Origin of the sequence: Paenibacillus sp. FSL R7-0272, from assembly GCF_037969905.1 — a bacterium.
GTDB classification, from domain to species: Bacteria; Bacillota; Bacilli; order Paenibacillales; family Paenibacillaceae; genus Paenibacillus; species Paenibacillus polysaccharolyticus.
Genome location: NZ_CP150221.1, coordinates 4,458,474 through 4,477,087, shown reverse-complemented (window position 1 = coordinate 4,477,087; position 18,614 = coordinate 4,458,474). Strand labels below are relative to the sequence as shown.

At 50.2% G+C, this 18,614-nt stretch carries 10 protein-coding genes; 9 read left to right on the top strand and 1 reads right to left on the bottom strand.

All coding sequences use genetic code 11. The features are described 5' to 3' along the window. Positions 1-64: 64 nt before the first annotated feature. Entirely contained in the window at positions 65-499 is a 435-nt protein-coding gene (locus MKY23_RS19890) for an NUDIX domain-containing protein (RefSeq protein ID WP_339831647.1), read from the top strand. Positions 500-580: 81 nt separating this feature from the next. Here MKY23_RS19890 and MKY23_RS19885 read toward each other — a convergent pair whose 3' ends face one another. Continuing rightward, entirely contained in the window at positions 581-1,582 is a 1,002-nt protein-coding gene (locus MKY23_RS19885) for a Na/Pi symporter (RefSeq protein ID WP_339831645.1), read from the bottom strand. A gap of 529 nt (positions 1,583-2,111) precedes the next feature. On the opposite strand from MKY23_RS19885, the gene MKY23_RS19880 reads away from it, so the two are divergent. The 8 genes from MKY23_RS19880 (at position 2,112) to MKY23_RS19845 (ending at position 18,483) form a co-directional block, all read left to right on the top strand. Then, the gene (locus MKY23_RS19880; RefSeq protein ID WP_339831642.1) at positions 2,112-3,488 is read left to right on the top strand and encodes a class I SAM-dependent rRNA methyltransferase; all 1,377 of its coding nucleotides are present in this window, start codon (positions 2,112-2,114) and stop codon (positions 3,486-3,488) included. A 279-nt stretch (positions 3,489-3,767) separates the two neighbouring features. Beyond that, positions 3,768-4,433 carry a hypothetical protein gene (locus MKY23_RS19875; RefSeq protein ID WP_339831639.1) on the top strand — a complete coding sequence of 222 codons (666 nt, stop codon included), beginning with the start codon at positions 3,768-3,770 and terminating at the stop codon, positions 4,431-4,433. Positions 4,434-4,658: 225 nt separating this feature from the next. After that, a complete protein-coding gene (gene addB, locus MKY23_RS19870) occupies positions 4,659-8,162 on the top strand; it encodes a helicase-exonuclease AddAB subunit AddB (RefSeq protein WP_339831635.1) in 3,504 nt (1,167 codons plus the stop codon). Then, positions 8,159-12,532, top strand: coding sequence for a helicase-exonuclease AddAB subunit AddA (gene addA / locus MKY23_RS19865; protein ID WP_339831632.1), 4,374 nt, complete (start codon positions 8,159-8,161; stop codon positions 12,530-12,532). Before addB ends, addA begins: the two co-directional genes overlap by 4 nt. 101 nt (positions 12,533-12,633) lie before the next feature. Continuing rightward, a complete protein-coding gene (locus MKY23_RS19860; protein WP_339831629.1) occupies positions 12,634-13,818 on the top strand; it encodes an exonuclease SbcCD subunit D in 1,185 nt (394 codons plus the stop codon). Then, positions 13,815-17,234 carry an SMC family ATPase gene (locus tag MKY23_RS19855; RefSeq protein ID WP_339831626.1) on the top strand — a complete coding sequence of 1,140 codons (3,420 nt, stop codon included), beginning with the start codon at positions 13,815-13,817 and terminating at the stop codon, positions 17,232-17,234. Before MKY23_RS19860 ends, MKY23_RS19855 begins: the two co-directional genes overlap by 4 nt. A gap of 323 nt (positions 17,235-17,557) precedes the next feature. After that, a complete protein-coding gene (locus MKY23_RS19850; protein WP_221788929.1) occupies positions 17,558-17,902 on the top strand; it encodes a hypothetical protein in 345 nt (114 codons plus the stop codon). 221 nt (positions 17,903-18,123) lie between these two features. Further along, a complete protein-coding gene (locus MKY23_RS19845) occupies positions 18,124-18,483 on the top strand; it encodes a histidine triad nucleotide-binding protein (protein WP_154983206.1) in 360 nt (119 codons plus the stop codon). Positions 18,484-18,614 lie beyond the last annotated feature (131 nt).

Below are 18,614 nucleotides of genomic sequence, written 5' to 3'. Positions count from 1 at the left end.
ACCCGAGGAGATGAGGTCCTTCTTTGCCAAGAAAAGAAATTGAAGTCAGATGGGGGAAAACATTATGAACAAAAAAGAAATTTCAGCAGGCGGCGTTGTATACAGAACAACTGAGGATGGCCAGATTCAAATCCAGCTCATCGTAGACCGTTATGGTAAAACGACACTTGCCAAGGGCAAAATGGAAGATGGAGAAACGATCGAACAGACGGCGCTCCGAGAAATTTTGGAAGAAACGGGTATGGTGGGCCGCATTGTGGAGCCTATTAATATCATTGCCTATACGTACCAGCATGCCGAGTTTGGTCCAGTGGACAAAGAAGTGCACTATTACCTTGTGGCAGCAGAAAGTGGTGACTTGCAGCCTCAGATCAAAGAGATTAAAGGTGTGGATTGGTATGCTCCGGAAGAGGCATGGTCCAAACAGCGGCAGGATGGATACGATAATAACGATGACATTTTGCGCATTGGCCTGAACAAACTGGGCATTAACGTATAAAACAGCATGACATTACGTTTGAATGATGGTCTACTGACCTACACGTTCTGTCGCCAATAATGCGGATATCGTGAGGACTTATTAAGCGACAGGTTTCTTTGCCGACGGGGCAAGCACAGGTGTTTTTTTGTGCCAGATGGGCAAGTAACAGAACGGTAAAGCCAGCAATGAACTGATGATGTTAAAAAGGGTCTGGGCATGCGCAATCTGTGCCCCGTGGTCCGCTGACAGCCAGGCTGACGCTGCATGCAGCTGGCCAATCAGCGGCATAAACAGCAGTGCTCCCGCAATGTTGAGTACAACATGGGAGGCTGCTACAAATTTGCCTGCGGAAGCTCCGCCCGCGGCTGCAATAATAGCGGTGATACAGGTCCCGACGTTAGACCCGATCACAATGGCGATGCCGATCTCTACAGGTAGCACGCCTGTCGCTGCCAGTGTAATCGCCATGCTGATAACTGCGGCACTGCTGTGAATCAGCGCAGTCAGGCACGCACCGGCAAGAAAACCCCACCATAGGCTATCGGTCGAACGCTCCAGAAACCATTGGAATACACCCATGCTCCGAAGTGGAACGGCGATGGATTGCATGACTTGAATGCCCGTCATGACGAGAGCAAAACCTGCTGCTGCAAGAAAGTTGAATTGGATCGTCGCTAAAGTACGGCGAGTACGTTCAGGAGCAATCTGGTTGCGTTCACCTAGGACAACAAAAATAGCCCAGCCTGTTAGGGATATAAGCAACAACGGCAGTGAGGCACGTCCGATCTGCAGACCGACAAGCTCTGTCGTTAAGCAAGTTCCAACATTGGTTCCCAAGATAATGCCGAGTGTGCGTCCGTAGGTAATTAAGCGCGCATTAGCTAGTCCTATGGTGAGTACCGTTACCGCGGTGCTGCTCTGTAGTAGAGCGGTCGCGCCTGCACTGAATGCCATGCCCTTCCATGGGGCAGAAGTGGCTCGGTTTAACCAGCCTGCCAGCATCGGTCCCGCCATGCGCTGTAGCGCTGTCTCCATCAGCTTCATACCGCCAAAAAAGATTATAAGCCCATATAACAGAGGCAGAATTACTTCTCTGAACATTCCGAATCATTCCTCCCGTCCCATTCCTTATCACTTATCCTATGAGGAAGCAGAGACAAGCATGACAAGCACAAGAGGAATTGAAACTGCCATCCCCCATACAAAAGATACGGTGATTCGGCAAACGTAGCGGAGGGAACGAAATGAATTCGAAGAAGCGAAGCGCTCGCCTGAGAGCTTTCTGAAAGAAAGCTACATCGGAAGCATAGGCTTGACATCGGATTTTCCCTTTGGAGAAGGGAATCAGAAAAATCCGAGGACAACAGCGATCGTAGAATCAATTCGTCCCCGGAGCGTCAGAAAATTACCAGCCCCAATTCAAAAGATACGGTGATTCGGCAAACGTAGCGGAGGGGACGAAATTGAATCCGAAGAAGCGAAGCGCTCGCCTTTGACATCGGATTTTCCCTTTGAAGGAAGGGAATCCAAAAAATCCGAGGACAACAGCGATCATAGGATCAATTCGCCCCCGGAGCGGTCTGCTAAAACCTATCTTTTCGACTATTAAACTAAAGGAAGTGGATCAATCTTGCCATCCGTTACACTGGAACGAAGCCGCAAAAAGCGGCTGGAACATGCGCATCCCTGGATTTTTAATAATGAAATTGCATCCGTAGACGGCAACCCGGAACCGGGCGATATCGTCAATGTACTGAATCATCAAGGCCGCTATTTGGCGACAGGTTATTATAATCCGGCTTCCCAGATTACCGTTCGTGTAGTCTCGTACCAGCCTTTGGAGTTTGAACAGATGGATACCGCCTTTTTTGCGGCTCGTTTCCATGATTGTCTGCGTCACCGGGAACGCTTCATTCAGGATGGCGAAGCCTACCGTCTTGTTTATGGTGAAGCTGATTTCCTACCTGGATTGATCGTTGATCGTTTTGGTAGTACTTTAGTTGTGCAGATTCTTACACTGGGTATGGATCGTTGTCGTGAAGCGATTGTCCAGGCTCTCATTGAAGTGATGCAGCCGGAAGGTATCTATGAGCGCAGTGATGTATCGATCCGTGAACTGGAAGGCCTGGAGCAGATCAAAGGACCACTCTATGGGGAATGCCCGCGTCATGTGACTGTGACCGAAAATGGGCTACTTATCAAGGTGGATATCGTGGAAGGACAGAAAACAGGTTACTTCTTCGACCAGCGTGAAAACCGGGCTGCCATTGAACCATTGATGAAAGGCTGGGGGTACAAAAGCGGCATCACCGTGCAACAGGTCGAGCATGAAGGAACAGAACAGCTGTTGCCTGTGAACAAGGGTGGCAAAGTGGTTACTTTTCCGTATTGGGACGGTGCCACCGTGCTTGAATGTTTCTCTCATACCGGCAGCTTTACGCTGAATGCGTGCAAATATGGAGCGAAAAAAGTAACCTGCCTTGATATTTCCGAGCATGCGATCGAGAGTGCGCGAACGAATGTGGAGCTAAATGGATTCACAGATCGGGTCGAATTCGTGGTAGCCGACGCCTTTCAATATCTGCGTGAGCAAGTCAAAGGACTTGATGAGCGCAATGCGCGAGCACGAGCATCTGAGCAAAAGGTAGATACTTCCAAAGCGTTGTCCAGTGCTGGAAAAACGTTTGATGTCGTTATCCTTGATCCACCTGCCTTTGCCAAAACAAAATCAGCTGTCAAAGGGGCATGCCGCGGCTACAAGGATATCAACTTGCAGGGCATGAAATTGGTCAACGACGGTGGATATTTGGTAACCGCAAGCTGTTCCTTCCACATGCGTCCTGACCTCTTCCTGGAAACGATTGCGGATGCAGCTGAAGATGCAGGTAAGGTATTACGTTTAATCGACTGGAAAGCAGCCGGTAAGGATCACCCGCAAATTTTGGGCGTAGATGAAGGTCATTACCTGAAATTCGCTATTTTTGAAGTGAGAAGCAAAAAAAATTAAGAATACTCTATTTATAGAATGACACATGTACCCTGTGAGATAGACACTTTAAAAAGTCCATCTTATAGGGTATTTTATTTATGAGGAAGAGCTTGCTCTTGGCGAACAACTTATATTATTGATTGAAAAGGATACAGTGTTCAGACTTCATCCCGACTCATTTATATCTAGGTTGGCAACCGCAGGATTTAGTTTGAAAAAAGGAGGAGGTCTGCTCGCTATGGTTACGGGTATGTTATTTGAGACGCGTAATGATAGACGTGGCAGGCGTATATTGACATGCGTAATCTAAAAGAGGGAATTCGAAAACAGTTTTATACTGAATTAGGGAAATTCATTGCACCAGAGGGGTATGTGGAATATAGAGAGCCTGATTCTAGCCCGACGGACTATGCGTTCAAGAAAAATGTCAAGCCGGGCATTGTTTGGAGCTTACATAGTCATCTGACTCATTCAAAACCTCCGTATGCTGTGTTTACAGTCATGGCCTGCCGTTATGAAGCTGCCACTGAACGTTTACGTACTTTTCTTGAAAAGCATCAAATAACGTTGATCTCAAATGCTCCAGTCGGCTTCGGCAATAGTGTTGAAAGGTATACACAGCAAAAACATTCTGTTCTTGTTTCCTCTGAAAATATACAAGAAGCTGCTCAGCAAACAGCAGACAGGTTCAAGGAAGCTGAAAGCAAGTATTTGCTGCCGCGCATGGATCAAGCTGTTGCTGTTGATGAATATTTGACCAAACGACCGCATCACTGGCCTACGGGTGATCTTTTTAACTGTTGCGTAACGATTTTAAGCTACGGATTACTAACCAATGATCAGGCATTAGTGCAAAAGGGGATCGAACGTACATTTGAGATTTTGAATAAGCCTGGATATAGCCAGAGAAACCGGGATTTTTTCGAGGCCTTACAGAAGGCTGTAGAGCATGAATTCATTTAACGAAATTGTAAACTTGAAAACAAATACTAGGCGTATCTGTCACCGAGTTTGGTAATAAACGTAAATCCATAGGGAGCTGCTGGCTGTAATGAACAGGCGGCGGCTCTTTTTAATAGCCATATTGTATTCTTATTTGGTGGATCATGGCAAACGTATGTTCCGAAGCGGAGAAGGTATGGTATACTGGAAATTAAAATCTTGTACGTGCAGTTTGGAGGATGACACATGTCCGTACGCTTTGTTATTGGCCGGGCAGGCAGTGGTAAGAGCACACTGATTACCCGAGAAATCACATTTCTGCTTAGGCAGGAGCCCCAAGGAAAACCGTTGATTTTACTCGTTCCCGAACAAAGCTCGTTCCGGACAGAGCAGGCGCTGGTATCTTCGGGAGATATCAAAGGTACGATGCGTGCCGAAGTTCTTGGATTTCGTCGTCTGGCTTATCGCGTTATGCAGGAGGCTGGCGGTTCTGCTCGCGTTCCGATCGGAGCCGAGGGCAAAAAGATGCTTTTATATAAAGTCATTCAGCGTAGGAAAGAAGAACTGAGACTGTTTGCTGCTTCGGGAAGCCAGCTTGGCTTTATCGGGGAATTGACTAATTTATATAGTGAGTTTAAACGTTATGAAGTTCATGCTTCGGCACTCGAAGAAGGGCTTGCAACATGGAGCATCGCATCGGCCTCATCTATTTTGGAGGATAAGCTCCATGATTTGAATCTGATCTACCATGATTATGAGAAGGAATTGGCGGATTTATATATAGATGATGAAGATACATTGAATGAACTGACAGGTCGTTTGCCAGAAAGTACATGGTTGCAGGGGGCCGAGGTCTGGATTGACGGATTCCATGGATTCACTCCGCAGGAGATGAGTGTAATAGGACAGCTCATGTTACAAGCTTCGTCTGTAACGATTTCCCTGACGCTTGATCGCACGTACGAACAAGGTGTGCTCCCTGGGGAACTTGAATTATTTTATCCAACGGCAAGTGCATATGTGCGTCTCAAAGGAATGGCTGAACATTTGGGTGTGTCTGCCGATACAACTGTTCTCCATGATGAAGTCTTGCCGAGATTCAAGGAGCGGCCAGGGCTTGCCCATCTGGAGGCCGGTTTTGATCGGCGTATTCGCTGGAGAAGTCAGGGTGAGGATTCAGGTATACGCTTGATGGCTGCGGAGAATCGCCGGGCAGAGCTGGAGGGTGCACTACGTGAGATGCGTCGCCTAACCCAAGAAGAAGGAGCAAGATATCGGGATATGGCGGTATTGGTTCGCGGATTGGAGACCTATGCTGATATTGCGGAACCGTTATTCAGGGATTATGATGTTCCGGTCTTTCTGGACCGAAGACGAAGTGAGTTACATCATCCATTATCCGAATTTATTCGTGCTGCATTAGATATCGTCCGCCGTAACTGGCGTTATGAGGATGTTTTTCGCTGTGTCAAGACGGATCTGTTGCTTCCGCTTGATGGTTCCATCACGCGTGAGGATATGGATCAGCTGGAGAACTATGTGCTTGCTTGCGGTATTCATGGATATCGGTGGAACGATGGAAAGCCGTGGAAATATGTGCCGAGTCCCTCACTGGAGGATAATGCACAGGAAGAACGAAGCCGGGGACGAGATGCTGTGTTATCGCTGATGGAAAGCTGCAGAACCTTGATTACGTCGGCACTCGGCACGTTTGAGAAACGAATGAAAAAAGCAAAAACGGCTACTGCTCAGTGTGAGGCATTATTCAGACTGTTAGAGGATGCAGATATTGCGCATAAGCTGGATCAGATGTCTGCTGAAGCCAAGGCACAGGGAGACCCGGAGCGTTCTAGAGAGCATCGTCAAATGTGGGGGGCCGTGTTGGATCTTCTTGACCAGATGGTCGATATGATGGGCAATGAACGCCTGGACATCACTTTGTTTGCGGGCATGATGGAGACAGGACTGACTGAGCTCAAGCTGGGGCTTGTTCCCCCGGCCCTTGACCAGGTGCTGTTTGGTTCGATGGATCGTACTCGTCTGCGTGATATGAAATATGTATTTATTCTTGGGGCGGTTGATGGGGAATTGCCAGCGATCCCTCAGGACAACGGAGTACTAACGGAGCAGGAAAGATTGTTGCTGACCGAGAGAGGTATGGGTCTGGGACCTGGTGCAACGAGACTGATGCTGGATGAACGTTTTCTCATCTATACCGCTCTGACCGCTGCCAGCAAGCAGTTATGGCTGAGCTATCCTGTCGCAGATGATGAGGGTAAGTCATTACTCCCTTCCGAGATTGTGCGCCATGTACGCAAAATGTTTGGATTGCAAGAGCAGCCTTTGCTTGCTCAGCCGCCCGTCTCGGATCTGGAATCCGTGCACCTCTCTTACGCGATTCATCCAGAACAAAGCCTCTCCATGCTGATTGGACAGTTGCGCAGATGGCGTAGAGGAGAAGACATTCCTGAAATATGGTGGGCCGTCTACAATTGGCATGTGAACCGGGAAGCGAGTCGTCCTCAGCTGGAGCGGTTGCTGGGTTCTGTCTTTTATCGTAACCGTGCGCGGCGACTGGATACTTCGACCAGCCGCAGGCTGTACGGTACGGAGGTGAGAACGAGTGTTTCACGGATGGAGCGGTTTGTAGCCTGTCCATTCTCTCATTTTGCATCACATGGACTGAAGCTGAAGGATCGGCAATTATATCGCCTCCAAGCTCCGGATATCGGGCAACTATTCCATGCTGCACTGAGTCAACTGGCGATGCGCCTGCGTGAGGAAAATCGGAGCTGGGGCAGTCTGACACCCGAACAATGTCGCCAGGAAGCCGAGCAGACGGTGGAGCAGATCGCTCCGCAACTCCAAGGAGAAATTTTGCTTAGCACAAAGCGTTATGGGTATATCTTCCGCAAATTAAAAGATATCGTCAGCCGGGCATCCGTTATTTTGGGCGAACAGTCCAGACGAGGTAGTTTTGAACCGATTGGCTTGGAGCTGGATTTTGGTCCAGGGAAACCTTTGCCGCCGTTGCGTTTTGAACTTGAGAACGGCTGTGTGCTGGAGATTGTCGGCCGGATTGACCGTGTTGATGTCGCTGAAGGAGAGAACGGTCTGTTGTTAAGAGTAATTGACTACAAATCAAGTCAGACCGATCTCAAGCTTCATGAAGTCTACTACGGGCTATCGTTGCAAATGCTCACCTATCTGGAGGTGTTGCTTAGCGCTGCTGAAGAGTGGTTAGGAGAAACGGCGATGCCAGGAGGCACCCTCTATTTCCATGTGCATAATCCACTATTGCAATCCGCAAACGGCATGACATCGGAACAGGCAGAACAAGAACTTCTGAAACGTTTTAAAATGAAGGGTTTGCTGCTCGCTGACCGTGATGCTGTTGCTCAAATGGATAATACCCTTGATAAAGGACATTCCGCCATTATTCCGGTGGCATTAAAAGCAGATGGCAGCTTTTATAGCAGTGCTGCTGTCGCGACGCCAGAACAATGGGATACGCTGCTTGCTGCTGTTCGCGGCAATATTCGAGAGATTGGAACTCGTATTACAGATGGAGATACAGCCATTGAACCGTATCGGATACAGCAGGAGATCGCCTGTACGTTCTGTTCATACAAATCACTCTGTCAGTTTGATGAAAATATTGAGGGGAACGACTATAAACTGCTGTCCAAACCGGGCAAACAGCAAGTTTGGGATATGTTGTCTCACAGCAAGGAAGGGGAAACGTTATGATGCATATGCCTAAACCGGAAGGCAGCTTCTGGAGTGATGATCAGTGGAGCGCCATTGCTGAACATGGAGAAGATATTCTGGTCGCCGCGGCTGCAGGATCGGGAAAAACGGCTGTTCTGGTGGAGCGGATTATTCGCAAAATCGCAGACCCTTCCCAAGGATTCAGCGTGGACCGCTTGCTGGTAGCCACGTTCACGAAGGCGGCGGCGGCCGAGATGAAACAGCGTATTCGCGAAGCGCTGGAGCGTGCGCTTGAGGAGCAACCGGAGGAGGAGTATTTGCGCAGGCAGTTGTCGTTGCTTGGACGAGCATCCATTACAACGCTGCACTCCTTCTGTATGGAAGTCATTCGCAGGTATTATCAGCAGATTCCGCTAAATCCGGCTTTTCGAATTCTGAATGAAAATGAGGCTGAGATGCTTCGTCAGGAATTGCTGGAGGAGTTGTTTGAAGAAAAGTATGGCGAAGAAGACGAGGGCAGTACGTTTCGCGAACTGGTGGACTGGTTCAGTGGAGAGCGAAATGATGATGCAATGCACCGGCTAGTACAGCGTTTATACGATTTCTCGCGAAGCCATTCCTGGCCAGATCACTGGCTGATGGAGATGGCTGAAGCTTTTCAGGTGGAAAGTGTAGAGGCACTGGGGCAATCTGCATGGGTACAGAGCATTTTACGGGATGCGGCTCTCGCTTTAAGCGGGGCGGCGGGTTTGTTGCGTCAAGGGATTCAGATTTCGTTGCAACCGGAGGGTCCTGCACCTTATGCGGAGACACTCAAAGAGGATTTGGCGATGGTTGAAGAGCTTTTATCCGCTGTTGAGGTCATGCCTTGGGATAGGTTGCCTGAGGTGTTCCAGCCAGCTGCATTCGGCAAATTGAAGCCTTGTAAAAAAGATCAGACCGATCCTGGGCTACAGGAACAGGTGAAGGAGTTGCGGGAAACGGCCAAAAAGGCTGTCGCTGACCTGAAAGGTTCACTTTTTGGCAGGAGTGCATTCACTTTTTGGCAGGAGCTGGAACAGGCTGCGCCGCTGATGCGGGAGCTTTCCCGTCTGGTTAGCGCCTTTGGCGAACGGTATCTTCAGGCGAAGCAGGAACGCGGACAAGTTGATTTTAACGATCTGGAGCACTATTGTCTGCACATTTTGCGCCATGAGGATTCGACCCCTGAACATTCAATGCCGTCAGATGCGGCGATGGAATATCGTGCACGTTTTGATGAAGTGTTGCTCGACGAATACCAGGATACCAACACGGTTCAGGAGGATATCGTTAGGCTAATCTCCAGAGAAAATCCAGGTAATCGATTTATGGTTGGTGATGTTAAACAGAGCATATACCGTTTCCGCTTGGCTGAACCTGGTCTGTTCATGAACAAATATCGTAACTACACTCCGAGTGTTCATGTGGATACAGGTGATAACGAAGAGAGTGGTACAAGAACGGGTATAGCAACGGGAACAGGGAAACGAATCGACCTTGCCCGCAATTTCCGTAGTCGTGCCGAAGTGGTGCATTCCGTCAACGTTATATTCAGACAGTTGATGAATGAAGGGGTCGCTGAGATCCCTTATGATGAACGGGCTCAGCTGGCTTACGGGGCTTCCTTTCCAACAGATACACTTGGAAGTGAGGCCTACACACCTGAGCTTGTGTTAATTGATCGCCAAGGCAGCGGAATCGATGTATCGGAAGGTACGGAAGACGGTGTGGATGCAACCGCAGTTGCAGAACTGGAGAGTGCCGAACTCGAAACGGCTCAATTGGAAGCGCGCGCCATCGCAGGGCGTATTCGAGAGATGGTCGGAGAGACAGACAAGCCTGCGCTGAGTGTGTATGACAAGGCTTTGCAAACGATGCGTCCGGCACGTTATGGAGACATTGTTATTTTGTTGCGTTCCACGCTGATGTGGGCACCGCTGATGATTGAGGAATTCAGACAGCAGGGTATCCCTGCAGGTGGAGAGCAGAGCAAGGGATATTTTCAAGCTACGGAAGTGGAAGTGATGTTATCTCTGTTGCAGCTTGTGGACAATCCAAGACAGGATATTCCTCTGGCCTCCGTACTTCGTTCTCCCATGGTTGGGTTAGATGAAGAAGAGCTCGCTCAGATTCGTCTGGGGGATAAAAGACAGTCCTTCTATGATGCCGTTGTTTCGGCTACAGGGGAGTGGAGAAATGCCCTCGATGTGACTGGTCAACGTTCTGAGTCGGGAAGGGATTCGTATGTTGACGATTTGGTTCAGATGCAGTGGCCAGAAGGCTGGTCCGAAATCGAACAGGCTCAGCGTCAATCCGCTGTTACTGCGGAGATGGAGATTGATTCAGAAGAATATCTGCAAACTGAAATTGGTGAACAAGATGCAGGCTTTATGGGTGGAATAGAAGAAAAAGAACTCGCGCACTCGCAGTTGCAACAGAAACTCATTCATTTCATGCGTCAGTTGGAACAGTGGAGACTTGAGGCAAGACAAGGCAGTTTAAGTGAGCTGATCTGGCGCATTTATAGGGAAACCGGATATTTGGATTGGGTTGGCGGGCTTCCTGGTGGGCAGCAGCGTCAAAGTAATCTGAAGGCTCTGTATGATCGGGCGCGTCAATATGAGGAAGCAACTGCAAACCGCGGGCTGTTCCGGTTCCTGACTTATGTCTCAAGACTACGGGAAAATGGCGGAGACCTGGGCACCGTAGCCAGCGGTTCAGGGGAACAGGATAATGCGGTCCGAATTATGACGATCCATCGAAGCAAAGGGTTGGAGTTCCCGATTGTGTTTGTTGGCGGTATCTCCAAAATGTTTAATCAACAAGATCTGCATGCACCGTTTCTGATGCACAAGGAACTTGGCTTTGGGCCGAGGTTTGTGGATCGTGACAACAGGGTGGCCTATCCTACATTAGCCAATCTGGCTATTCGTCGCCGTGCTCAGTTTGAACTGCTGGCGGAAGAAATGCGAGTGCTGTATGTGGCTTTAACCCGTCCAAAAGAAAAGATGGTGCTGGTAGGCACCGTGAAGGACGCTGCCAAAAAGGCACAAACCTGGTCACAGGTTAAAGACAGTCCAGAGCTTGCGCTACCCGATTATCTGCTTGCTGCGGGACGAAATTATCTGGATTGGATCGGGCCAGCGCTGATCAGACACCGGGACGCCGCGGTGTTGCGTGAGCTTGCAGGTGATCGTGATTCTTATGCGGCTTGCCTTGCGAGTGATGAATCACGCTGGAGCATATCCGTGGTTGCTGCGGATCGGGTATCTCTCCAGCAACACGCCGACCTTGTGGAGCGTGAAGAAGATGAATTAACTGGATTGCGGAGAGAACGATTGGCTGCTCTGCATGCGGCGAAACCCGTCAGATTAAACCCATCGACAGAAGTGATCGATAACACCGGGAGCATACAAGCCAATCCGGTTTCAGAGATTGAATCGGTAACGACAGATCAGAAGACGGATGAACGGACAGAACTAAAAGCGAACAGTGAAGAGGTTCTGGAAGTTAATGTTCAAAATGCACTTGTGCGTGAGATAGATAAGCGGCTTTCCTGGACCTATCCATATGAATCAGCTTCACAAGTGGCGGCGAGCACTTCAGTAACCGAAATCAAGAGTCTGTTATCGACGCAGGAGGATACTTCATACCCCGTTATGGAAGAGCTGCAGGAGCAAGCTTGGACTGGAGGCAGTGATAGTAAGTGGAATGGAAGCAATGATAGTAAGACGAGTCCAGCGACACAAGCTTCGTTCAAATTACACTTGCGTCGTCCCAAATTCATGGGAGAGCGGCAACTGACAGGAACAGAACGGGGAACGGTGTACCACACGCTCATGCAGCATCTCCCTGTAGACGGATCTGTTGTGGATGAAGTGATTGTTGATGAGACGATTTCGCGCCTGCTGGCGATTCAAATATTGCTTCCTTATCAAGCAGAGGCGATTGAACGAAGTGAACTGATTGCTTTTTTTGATACACAACCAGGAATGGAGATGTTGCGTGCGGCGTGGATTCGAAGGGAAATCCCGTTCACGTATGGTCTCCCGGCAGATCAATCTCCTGAGGAATGGATTCGTGGGTTACGGCCAAACGAGGAGCAGGAGATACACAGTGAAAACGATAGAGTACAGGCTGTGCTGCAGGATGAAACGGTGCTCGTCAGGGGGATTATTGACTGTCTCTATGAGGTTGATGGTGAACTTGTTCTGCTAGATTACAAGACGGATCGAGTGCTTGAACATCGCGGAGGAGTGGAACCTCTGGTTGAAAACTATCGTTTCCAGCTACGGCTGTATAAACGGGCAATTGAAGATATATTGGGTCGCCAAGTCGACCACATGTGGCTTTATTTTTTCGATGGCGGTCATGCGGTTAAATTATAAAAGGTTTAGAGAGTTTTTGCGTTTTGAATACCTCTTGTTCAATGAGCGACGGGCGAGAGATGGAATGATAGAAGATGTAGTGGAAAGAGGTGGAGCGGACGATGCGTATCTTGCATACGGGAGACTGGCATCTGGGGAAAACACTGGAGGGACGAAGCCGGCTTCGTGAACAGGAGGATTTCGTCGATGAACTCGTCAAAATAGCCGACGATCAGCAGGCTGATGCCATATTGATGGCTGGGGATGTGTACGATTCGGTAAATCCGCCTGCGTCGGCGGAACAGCTGTTTTATGAGGCGGCAGCACGTTTGACTGAAAACGGCAGGCCACTTGTTGTCATTGCAGGCAACCACGATCAACCCGAACGTGTAGCCTCGGTAACTCCGCTTGTGAACAGACAAGGAATTACGTTAGTAGGTACACCGGTGTCAGAGGCTGTGACTATTCATACTCGTCGAACCGGGGAGACAGCACATATTGCGGCTTTGCCCTATCCATCAGAAGCGAGATTAAATGAGCTGTTAACTACAGATGGTGACGAAAATGTACTACGTCAAGCATACAGTCGCAGAGTAGGGATGTTAATGCAACGTTTGGCTTCTTCCTTTCGTCCGGATACAGTGAATCTCGCTATGAGTCATATATATGTACTAGGCGGAGTAGAGAGCGATTCTGAACGGCCTATCCAGGTGGGTGGAGCGTACACCGTAGACCCTTCTTCCCTGTCTACTGGTGCTCAATACACGGCTCTGGGACATCTCCATCGTGCGCAAGCCGTCAAAGGAGACGGTGTGATTCGGTATAGTGGTTCTCCCCTGGCGTACAGCTTCTCGGAAGCGGGGCAGAGCAAATCCGTTACGATGATTGATCTTACGCCAGGCGGAGTCGCACAAGTAGAAGAAGTATTGCTTGCCTCAGGCAACCCGCTTGTTCGTTGGAAGGCGAGAGGTGGTCTGGCAGAAGTGTACCGTTGGCTGGATGAGGGGCGTGACTCACAGGCATACATTGATATGGAGGTCTGGTTGGAGGATGCAATGTCTCTAAAAGAGATTCAGCAGTTGCGTAAAGCTCATGAGGGTATTATCCATATTCGTCCAGTATATCCGGAGATGGAGGCCGCAGGGTTCATAGAACAGCGTTCAGAACTGCCTGTGCATGAACTTTTCCGCAAGTTTTACCAGCGCCAAACGGGTGGAGCCCTACCAGAAGATAGTCTGGTACAGCTTTTCCTGGAGCTGGTCGATGAAGATGAGCCAGGCGTGCGTGAGGAGGTCGAAGGCCGATGAGACCGATTTTATTGAAAGTCGCCGGGCTACAAAGTTATCGTGAGATGCAGGAGATTGATTTTACGGTGCTGACCGAAACAGGTTTGTTTGGTATTTTCGGGCCTACCGGTAGCGGAAAATCTTCTTTGCTTGATGCGATCACCCTTGCCATGTATGGCAAGGTGGAACGGGCAGTCAATGGTACACAAGGCATTATGAACCATGCTGAAGATTCGCTATCGGTTGCTTTTACATTTGAGCTTGCTTCGGCAGCGGGAACTCGTAGATTTCGGGTCGAACGGCGTTTTAAGCGTAACAATGAAGTGTCCGTTAGTAATACGGTCAGCAAGTTTATTGAAACGATTGATGGGGAAGATCAAGTGCTTGCTGATAAGCTGGCAGAAGTCAATCGGTGCGTTGAAGACGTCATTGGTCTGAAAATGGATGATTTTACGAGAGCCGTAGTATTACCGCAAGGGAAATTTGCCGAGTTCCTTTCCCTGAAAGGCAGTGAGCGGAGGCAGATGCTGCAACGGCTCTTTCATCTGGAGAAGTATGGGGATCAACTCGCCATTAAATTAAGTCGGCGGGTCAAAGATAATGATATGGCTCATCAATCCCTTGCTGCGGAGCAGCAGGGACTTGGCAATGCCAGTAAAGAAATGCTTGAAGAAACAAAACATTTGCTTAAGGCAGCGGTTCAGCACGCCGAATCCTCACGGAAAGAGCTGGATTCGGCGGTGAAGGAAGCAGAACAATTCGGCCGGATTCGTGAGCTGAGTAAGGAACAACAAGTGCGATTGCAAGAACAGCAACAACTCCATGCCAAGGCGGAACAGATTGAAGCCGATGAGGAGCGTTTGAAACGGTCGGGAGCAGCCGAGAAGATGCTACCTGCGCTTCAGTCAGCTCGGGACGCGTCAGAAGCCCACCAGCAGCGACAGTTGGAGGCAGAAACTGCTGGAAAACAGGCAGCGGAGCATGAACGTTTGGCTGTGCAGGAAGCTGAAAAGGCAGAAGAGGCACGGCAACAGCTTGGAGCAGAAGAGCCCAAACTGCTCCTGCGTCTGGATCAATTGGAACAGGCCAAAGAGCTGCAACGGGAACGTGATGTTTTGCAGGCGGATTGTTCACGGCTTGCGCAGTTGTTGGAGAAAGGGCAGGCCGAACAGGCAACGCTGAGACAACAGCTGGATAAAGAGCAGGAACTGCAAATGCGTGGACGCAAACGGCGTGAGGAATTGCAGGAGAGTCTCAAACCGAATGAAGTGAAGTCTGATGAGCGCAGACGGCTACAAACATCACTTGAGCTGAAACATCGGATCGATACAGCATTCGAGCAGGTGAAACAGCACAAAGTGGACATGCAGACCTATCAACAGTCTGCAGAACAAGGGGCCGCCAAACTGGAGGCGGCGGCTGCGGAAGAGGGACGCCTGACCGAACAGCGCCAGCAATTGGTGGAACAGGCGTCAGCAGGTCTTGAGGCCTTGCTTGCCTGTGAGCAGGATATTAACAGCGAACAGCGCTTGCTGGCCCGTGCGGAGGAGCAGCTACGCCGTTCTATGCGTGAGCAGGAGATGCACCGGCTGTCCGCTGCTTTGCGCGCCGAACTGCGGGACGGCGAGCCATGCCCGGTGTGCGGCTCCGCACACCACCCGCTCCCGGCTGCGCCGCCGGGAGATGGTCCGCACGCAGACGATGCGGACCTGGAACTGCTGCGCAGCCTGCACGCGGAGCTGCAGGAGCTGCGCTTTGGGCTGCGCCAGCAGCTGCACGAACGTCGCAGCCTGCTGACGCAGCTTGGCGCCGCGGCCGGCGATGCCACGGCCGCAGCCGAGGCCGCGCCTGCGGCAGCGGAGCCCGAGCCTGCCGGATCGCCCGAGGATGGGCGATCTCCGGCGGGCTGGGCAGCGCGTGCCGCTGCGCTGCGCGAGGCCGCGCAGGCGCTGGCTGCCGCAGCAGCGCCGCTGCAGAGCGAAGCCGCAGCGTTGCAGCAGGCGGCTTCAGGCGCGCAGCAGCGCCGCATGGAAGCGGCAGCTGCGCAAGAGGCCGGCCGTGCCGGGCTCGCCCAGGCGGAGCGCAAGCTGGCCGAGAGCGAAGCCGCGGCGGCTGCGTTGCAGGGCCGCTGGGCCGCGGAACTGCCTGACATCGCACAGGAGGAGGCCGCAGGCCTCTATCAAGCGATGCAGGAGCGCGATGCACGCGCCGAAGACATCAAGGAACGTCTAGCCAAAAGCGTGACGTTCCTTGAGGAGAAAGAGCAGCTTGTCCAGTCATTGCAGCAGAAGCTGGTGGAACTCGACAAGCAGCTGATCCAGTGGCAGACCGAATGGCAAGGCGGCAGCAAACAACTGGCCGAGAAAGAAGAACGTTTGCGCCAGTGGGTAGGAGAGCAAAGGGTAGAAGATCTGATCCGCGAGACACAGGCTCGCCTGGATGGACTGCGCAAGACTGCTGAGGTAGCTGCACAGCGATTCAAACAAGCGGATGCACAGAAGCAGGAATCGGTGAAACGTGACGTAATGGCTGGGCAGGCCGCCGCATCAGCTGCAGAACATCTGGAGCTGGCACAGGAGCGCTGGCGGCTGCTCTTGGAGCAATCCGCGTTCGAGACAGATATCGCTGTCACTCAGGCGGCGCTGGCTGCCGAGGAAGCAGAACGGCTACAGAAAGAAATTCAGCATCATCGTGAACGAGAACGTGAACTTGCTTCTCAGTTACGTGAACTGGAGCGGAAACTGGATGGTGCGGTTGTGACCGAGGAACAGTGGATCGCTTGCACAGAACGCTTGAAACAGGCCAGATATGAGGATGAAACTGCCTTGCAAGTGAAAGCACGTGCCGAAAGGGATCTGGAGGATGTACAGCAACGTCATGTTCGCTGGACGGAGCTGGAGACGAAACGGCTGGAGATCAGTCACCAGGGCGAGTTGCTTAGCAAGTTGCAGACCGCGTTCCGGGGGAATACATTTGTGGAGTACATTGCCGAAGAGCAGTTGATGCAGGTAAGTCACGCGGCTTCCCAGCGTCTGCGCTTTCTTACCAAGCAGAGGTATTCCCTTGAAGTGGATTCGGGCGGCGGCTTTGTGATCTGTGACGATGCCAACGGTGGTGTGAAACGTCCGGTATCAACCTTGTCTGGTGGAGAAACGTTCCTGACCTCGTTGTCGCTGGCGCTGGCACTATCCGCCCAGATTCAGTTGCGTGGGCAGTATCCGCTACAATTTTTCTTCCTGGATGAAGGGTTCGGCACATTGGACCCGGAACTGCTGGATACAGTCATTACTTCACTGGAAAAATTGCATGACGATCGATTGGCTGTGGGTATCATCAGTCACGTTCCTGAACTGCGTGCACGTTTGCAACGCAAACTGGTCGTGATTCCGGCTGGTGATGCGGGTACAGGCTCCAGGGTTGTAATGGAAAACTTATGAGTCCAGGAAGTTAATAAATAATTCATTTGTAAAAATATTTCTTTTTTTGATATCTCACGATAACAAGTGAGTTTCATCACAGATACAGGTTCAACCTGCTGTTATACTACAGCTAAGCCGACAAACTTGTTTTAAGCCCCCCGACGGACATCTGTTCAGGAACCTTCCTGTATAGATGTCCGCGTAGCCGGACTTCTTCGGAAGGCCGCTCACGAGGGGCTTCTTTTTCATTCTTTTTCAAATCGTCTTTAACACAGTGTCAATCCGCCCAGAGTTGAATAGGATGAAGGGTGAAGAAGAGCTGAACTGGGAGGCGATTAGGTATGGATAAAAGTACGGCAAAGAAACTGTGTAAGGATCATATCCATCGTTATGTATGTATTCAGATGAATGATGGTTCACATTATGATGGCATTGTAGAGAACGTGGATGATGAGATGATTTATTTGGCTGTTCCGGTTGGCAATGAAGTCATGGCAGGCCATGCAAATGGAGCTCCAAATATGATGCCGATGGTTCAGTATCCGGCGACAACTGCTCGTGGATTTTATCCTGGATACGGGTACCCTGCTCCTTACCCTTATTATGGATATGGCCGCAGACGCTTCAACAGGCTGGTTCTGCCTTTATTTGCCCTGACGGCGTTAACCTTACTGCCGTACTATTAAAATGGTTTAAATTCCTTTTTAATCCGTATCAAAGAAATCATAATACAATCACGGTCATACCTCGGCAATGGGATACCCCTGCCTTCAGGTGTGGCTTTTTCTTTTACAGATGATTACAGAGAGGAAAGAAGTTATCTACCAGGCATTGGACGTACGATTTTACTTTTAGTATGATATAGGAGTATACATAATTTGAACTCATAGGAAGGAGGGATTGTACGATGGATTGCTTATTTTGCAAAATTGTAGAGGGCACCATTCCCTCCAACAAAGTACTGGAAAACGATCATGTAGTCGTATTTCACGATATTCATCCTGCGGCACCGACCCATGTGTTGATTGTTCCGAAGAAACATATCGCTTCCATGAATGATGTAACCGCAGAGGATATGCTCTTGATCGGAGAAATCCATATGGCTGCACAGGAGGCTGCCAATCGGCTCGGCGTGCAACAATCTGGATACCGCCTGATTAACAATTGCGGCCAAGATGGCGAGCAGACGGTGCACCATTTGCACTACCATTTGCTGGGCGGAACCAGACTTGGGGCGCTCACAAGTTTGTCTGATTCACACCAATAAGATCACGATATGATGCACTCAGGTTGCAATATTGTTTTTGCACTTGATAAATTGCTGTAGCTCAGCTAATATTAAGGGATCACGTTAAGGTTGACACTTTTATTGCCTTTCGCCTATAATGAAAGATGATG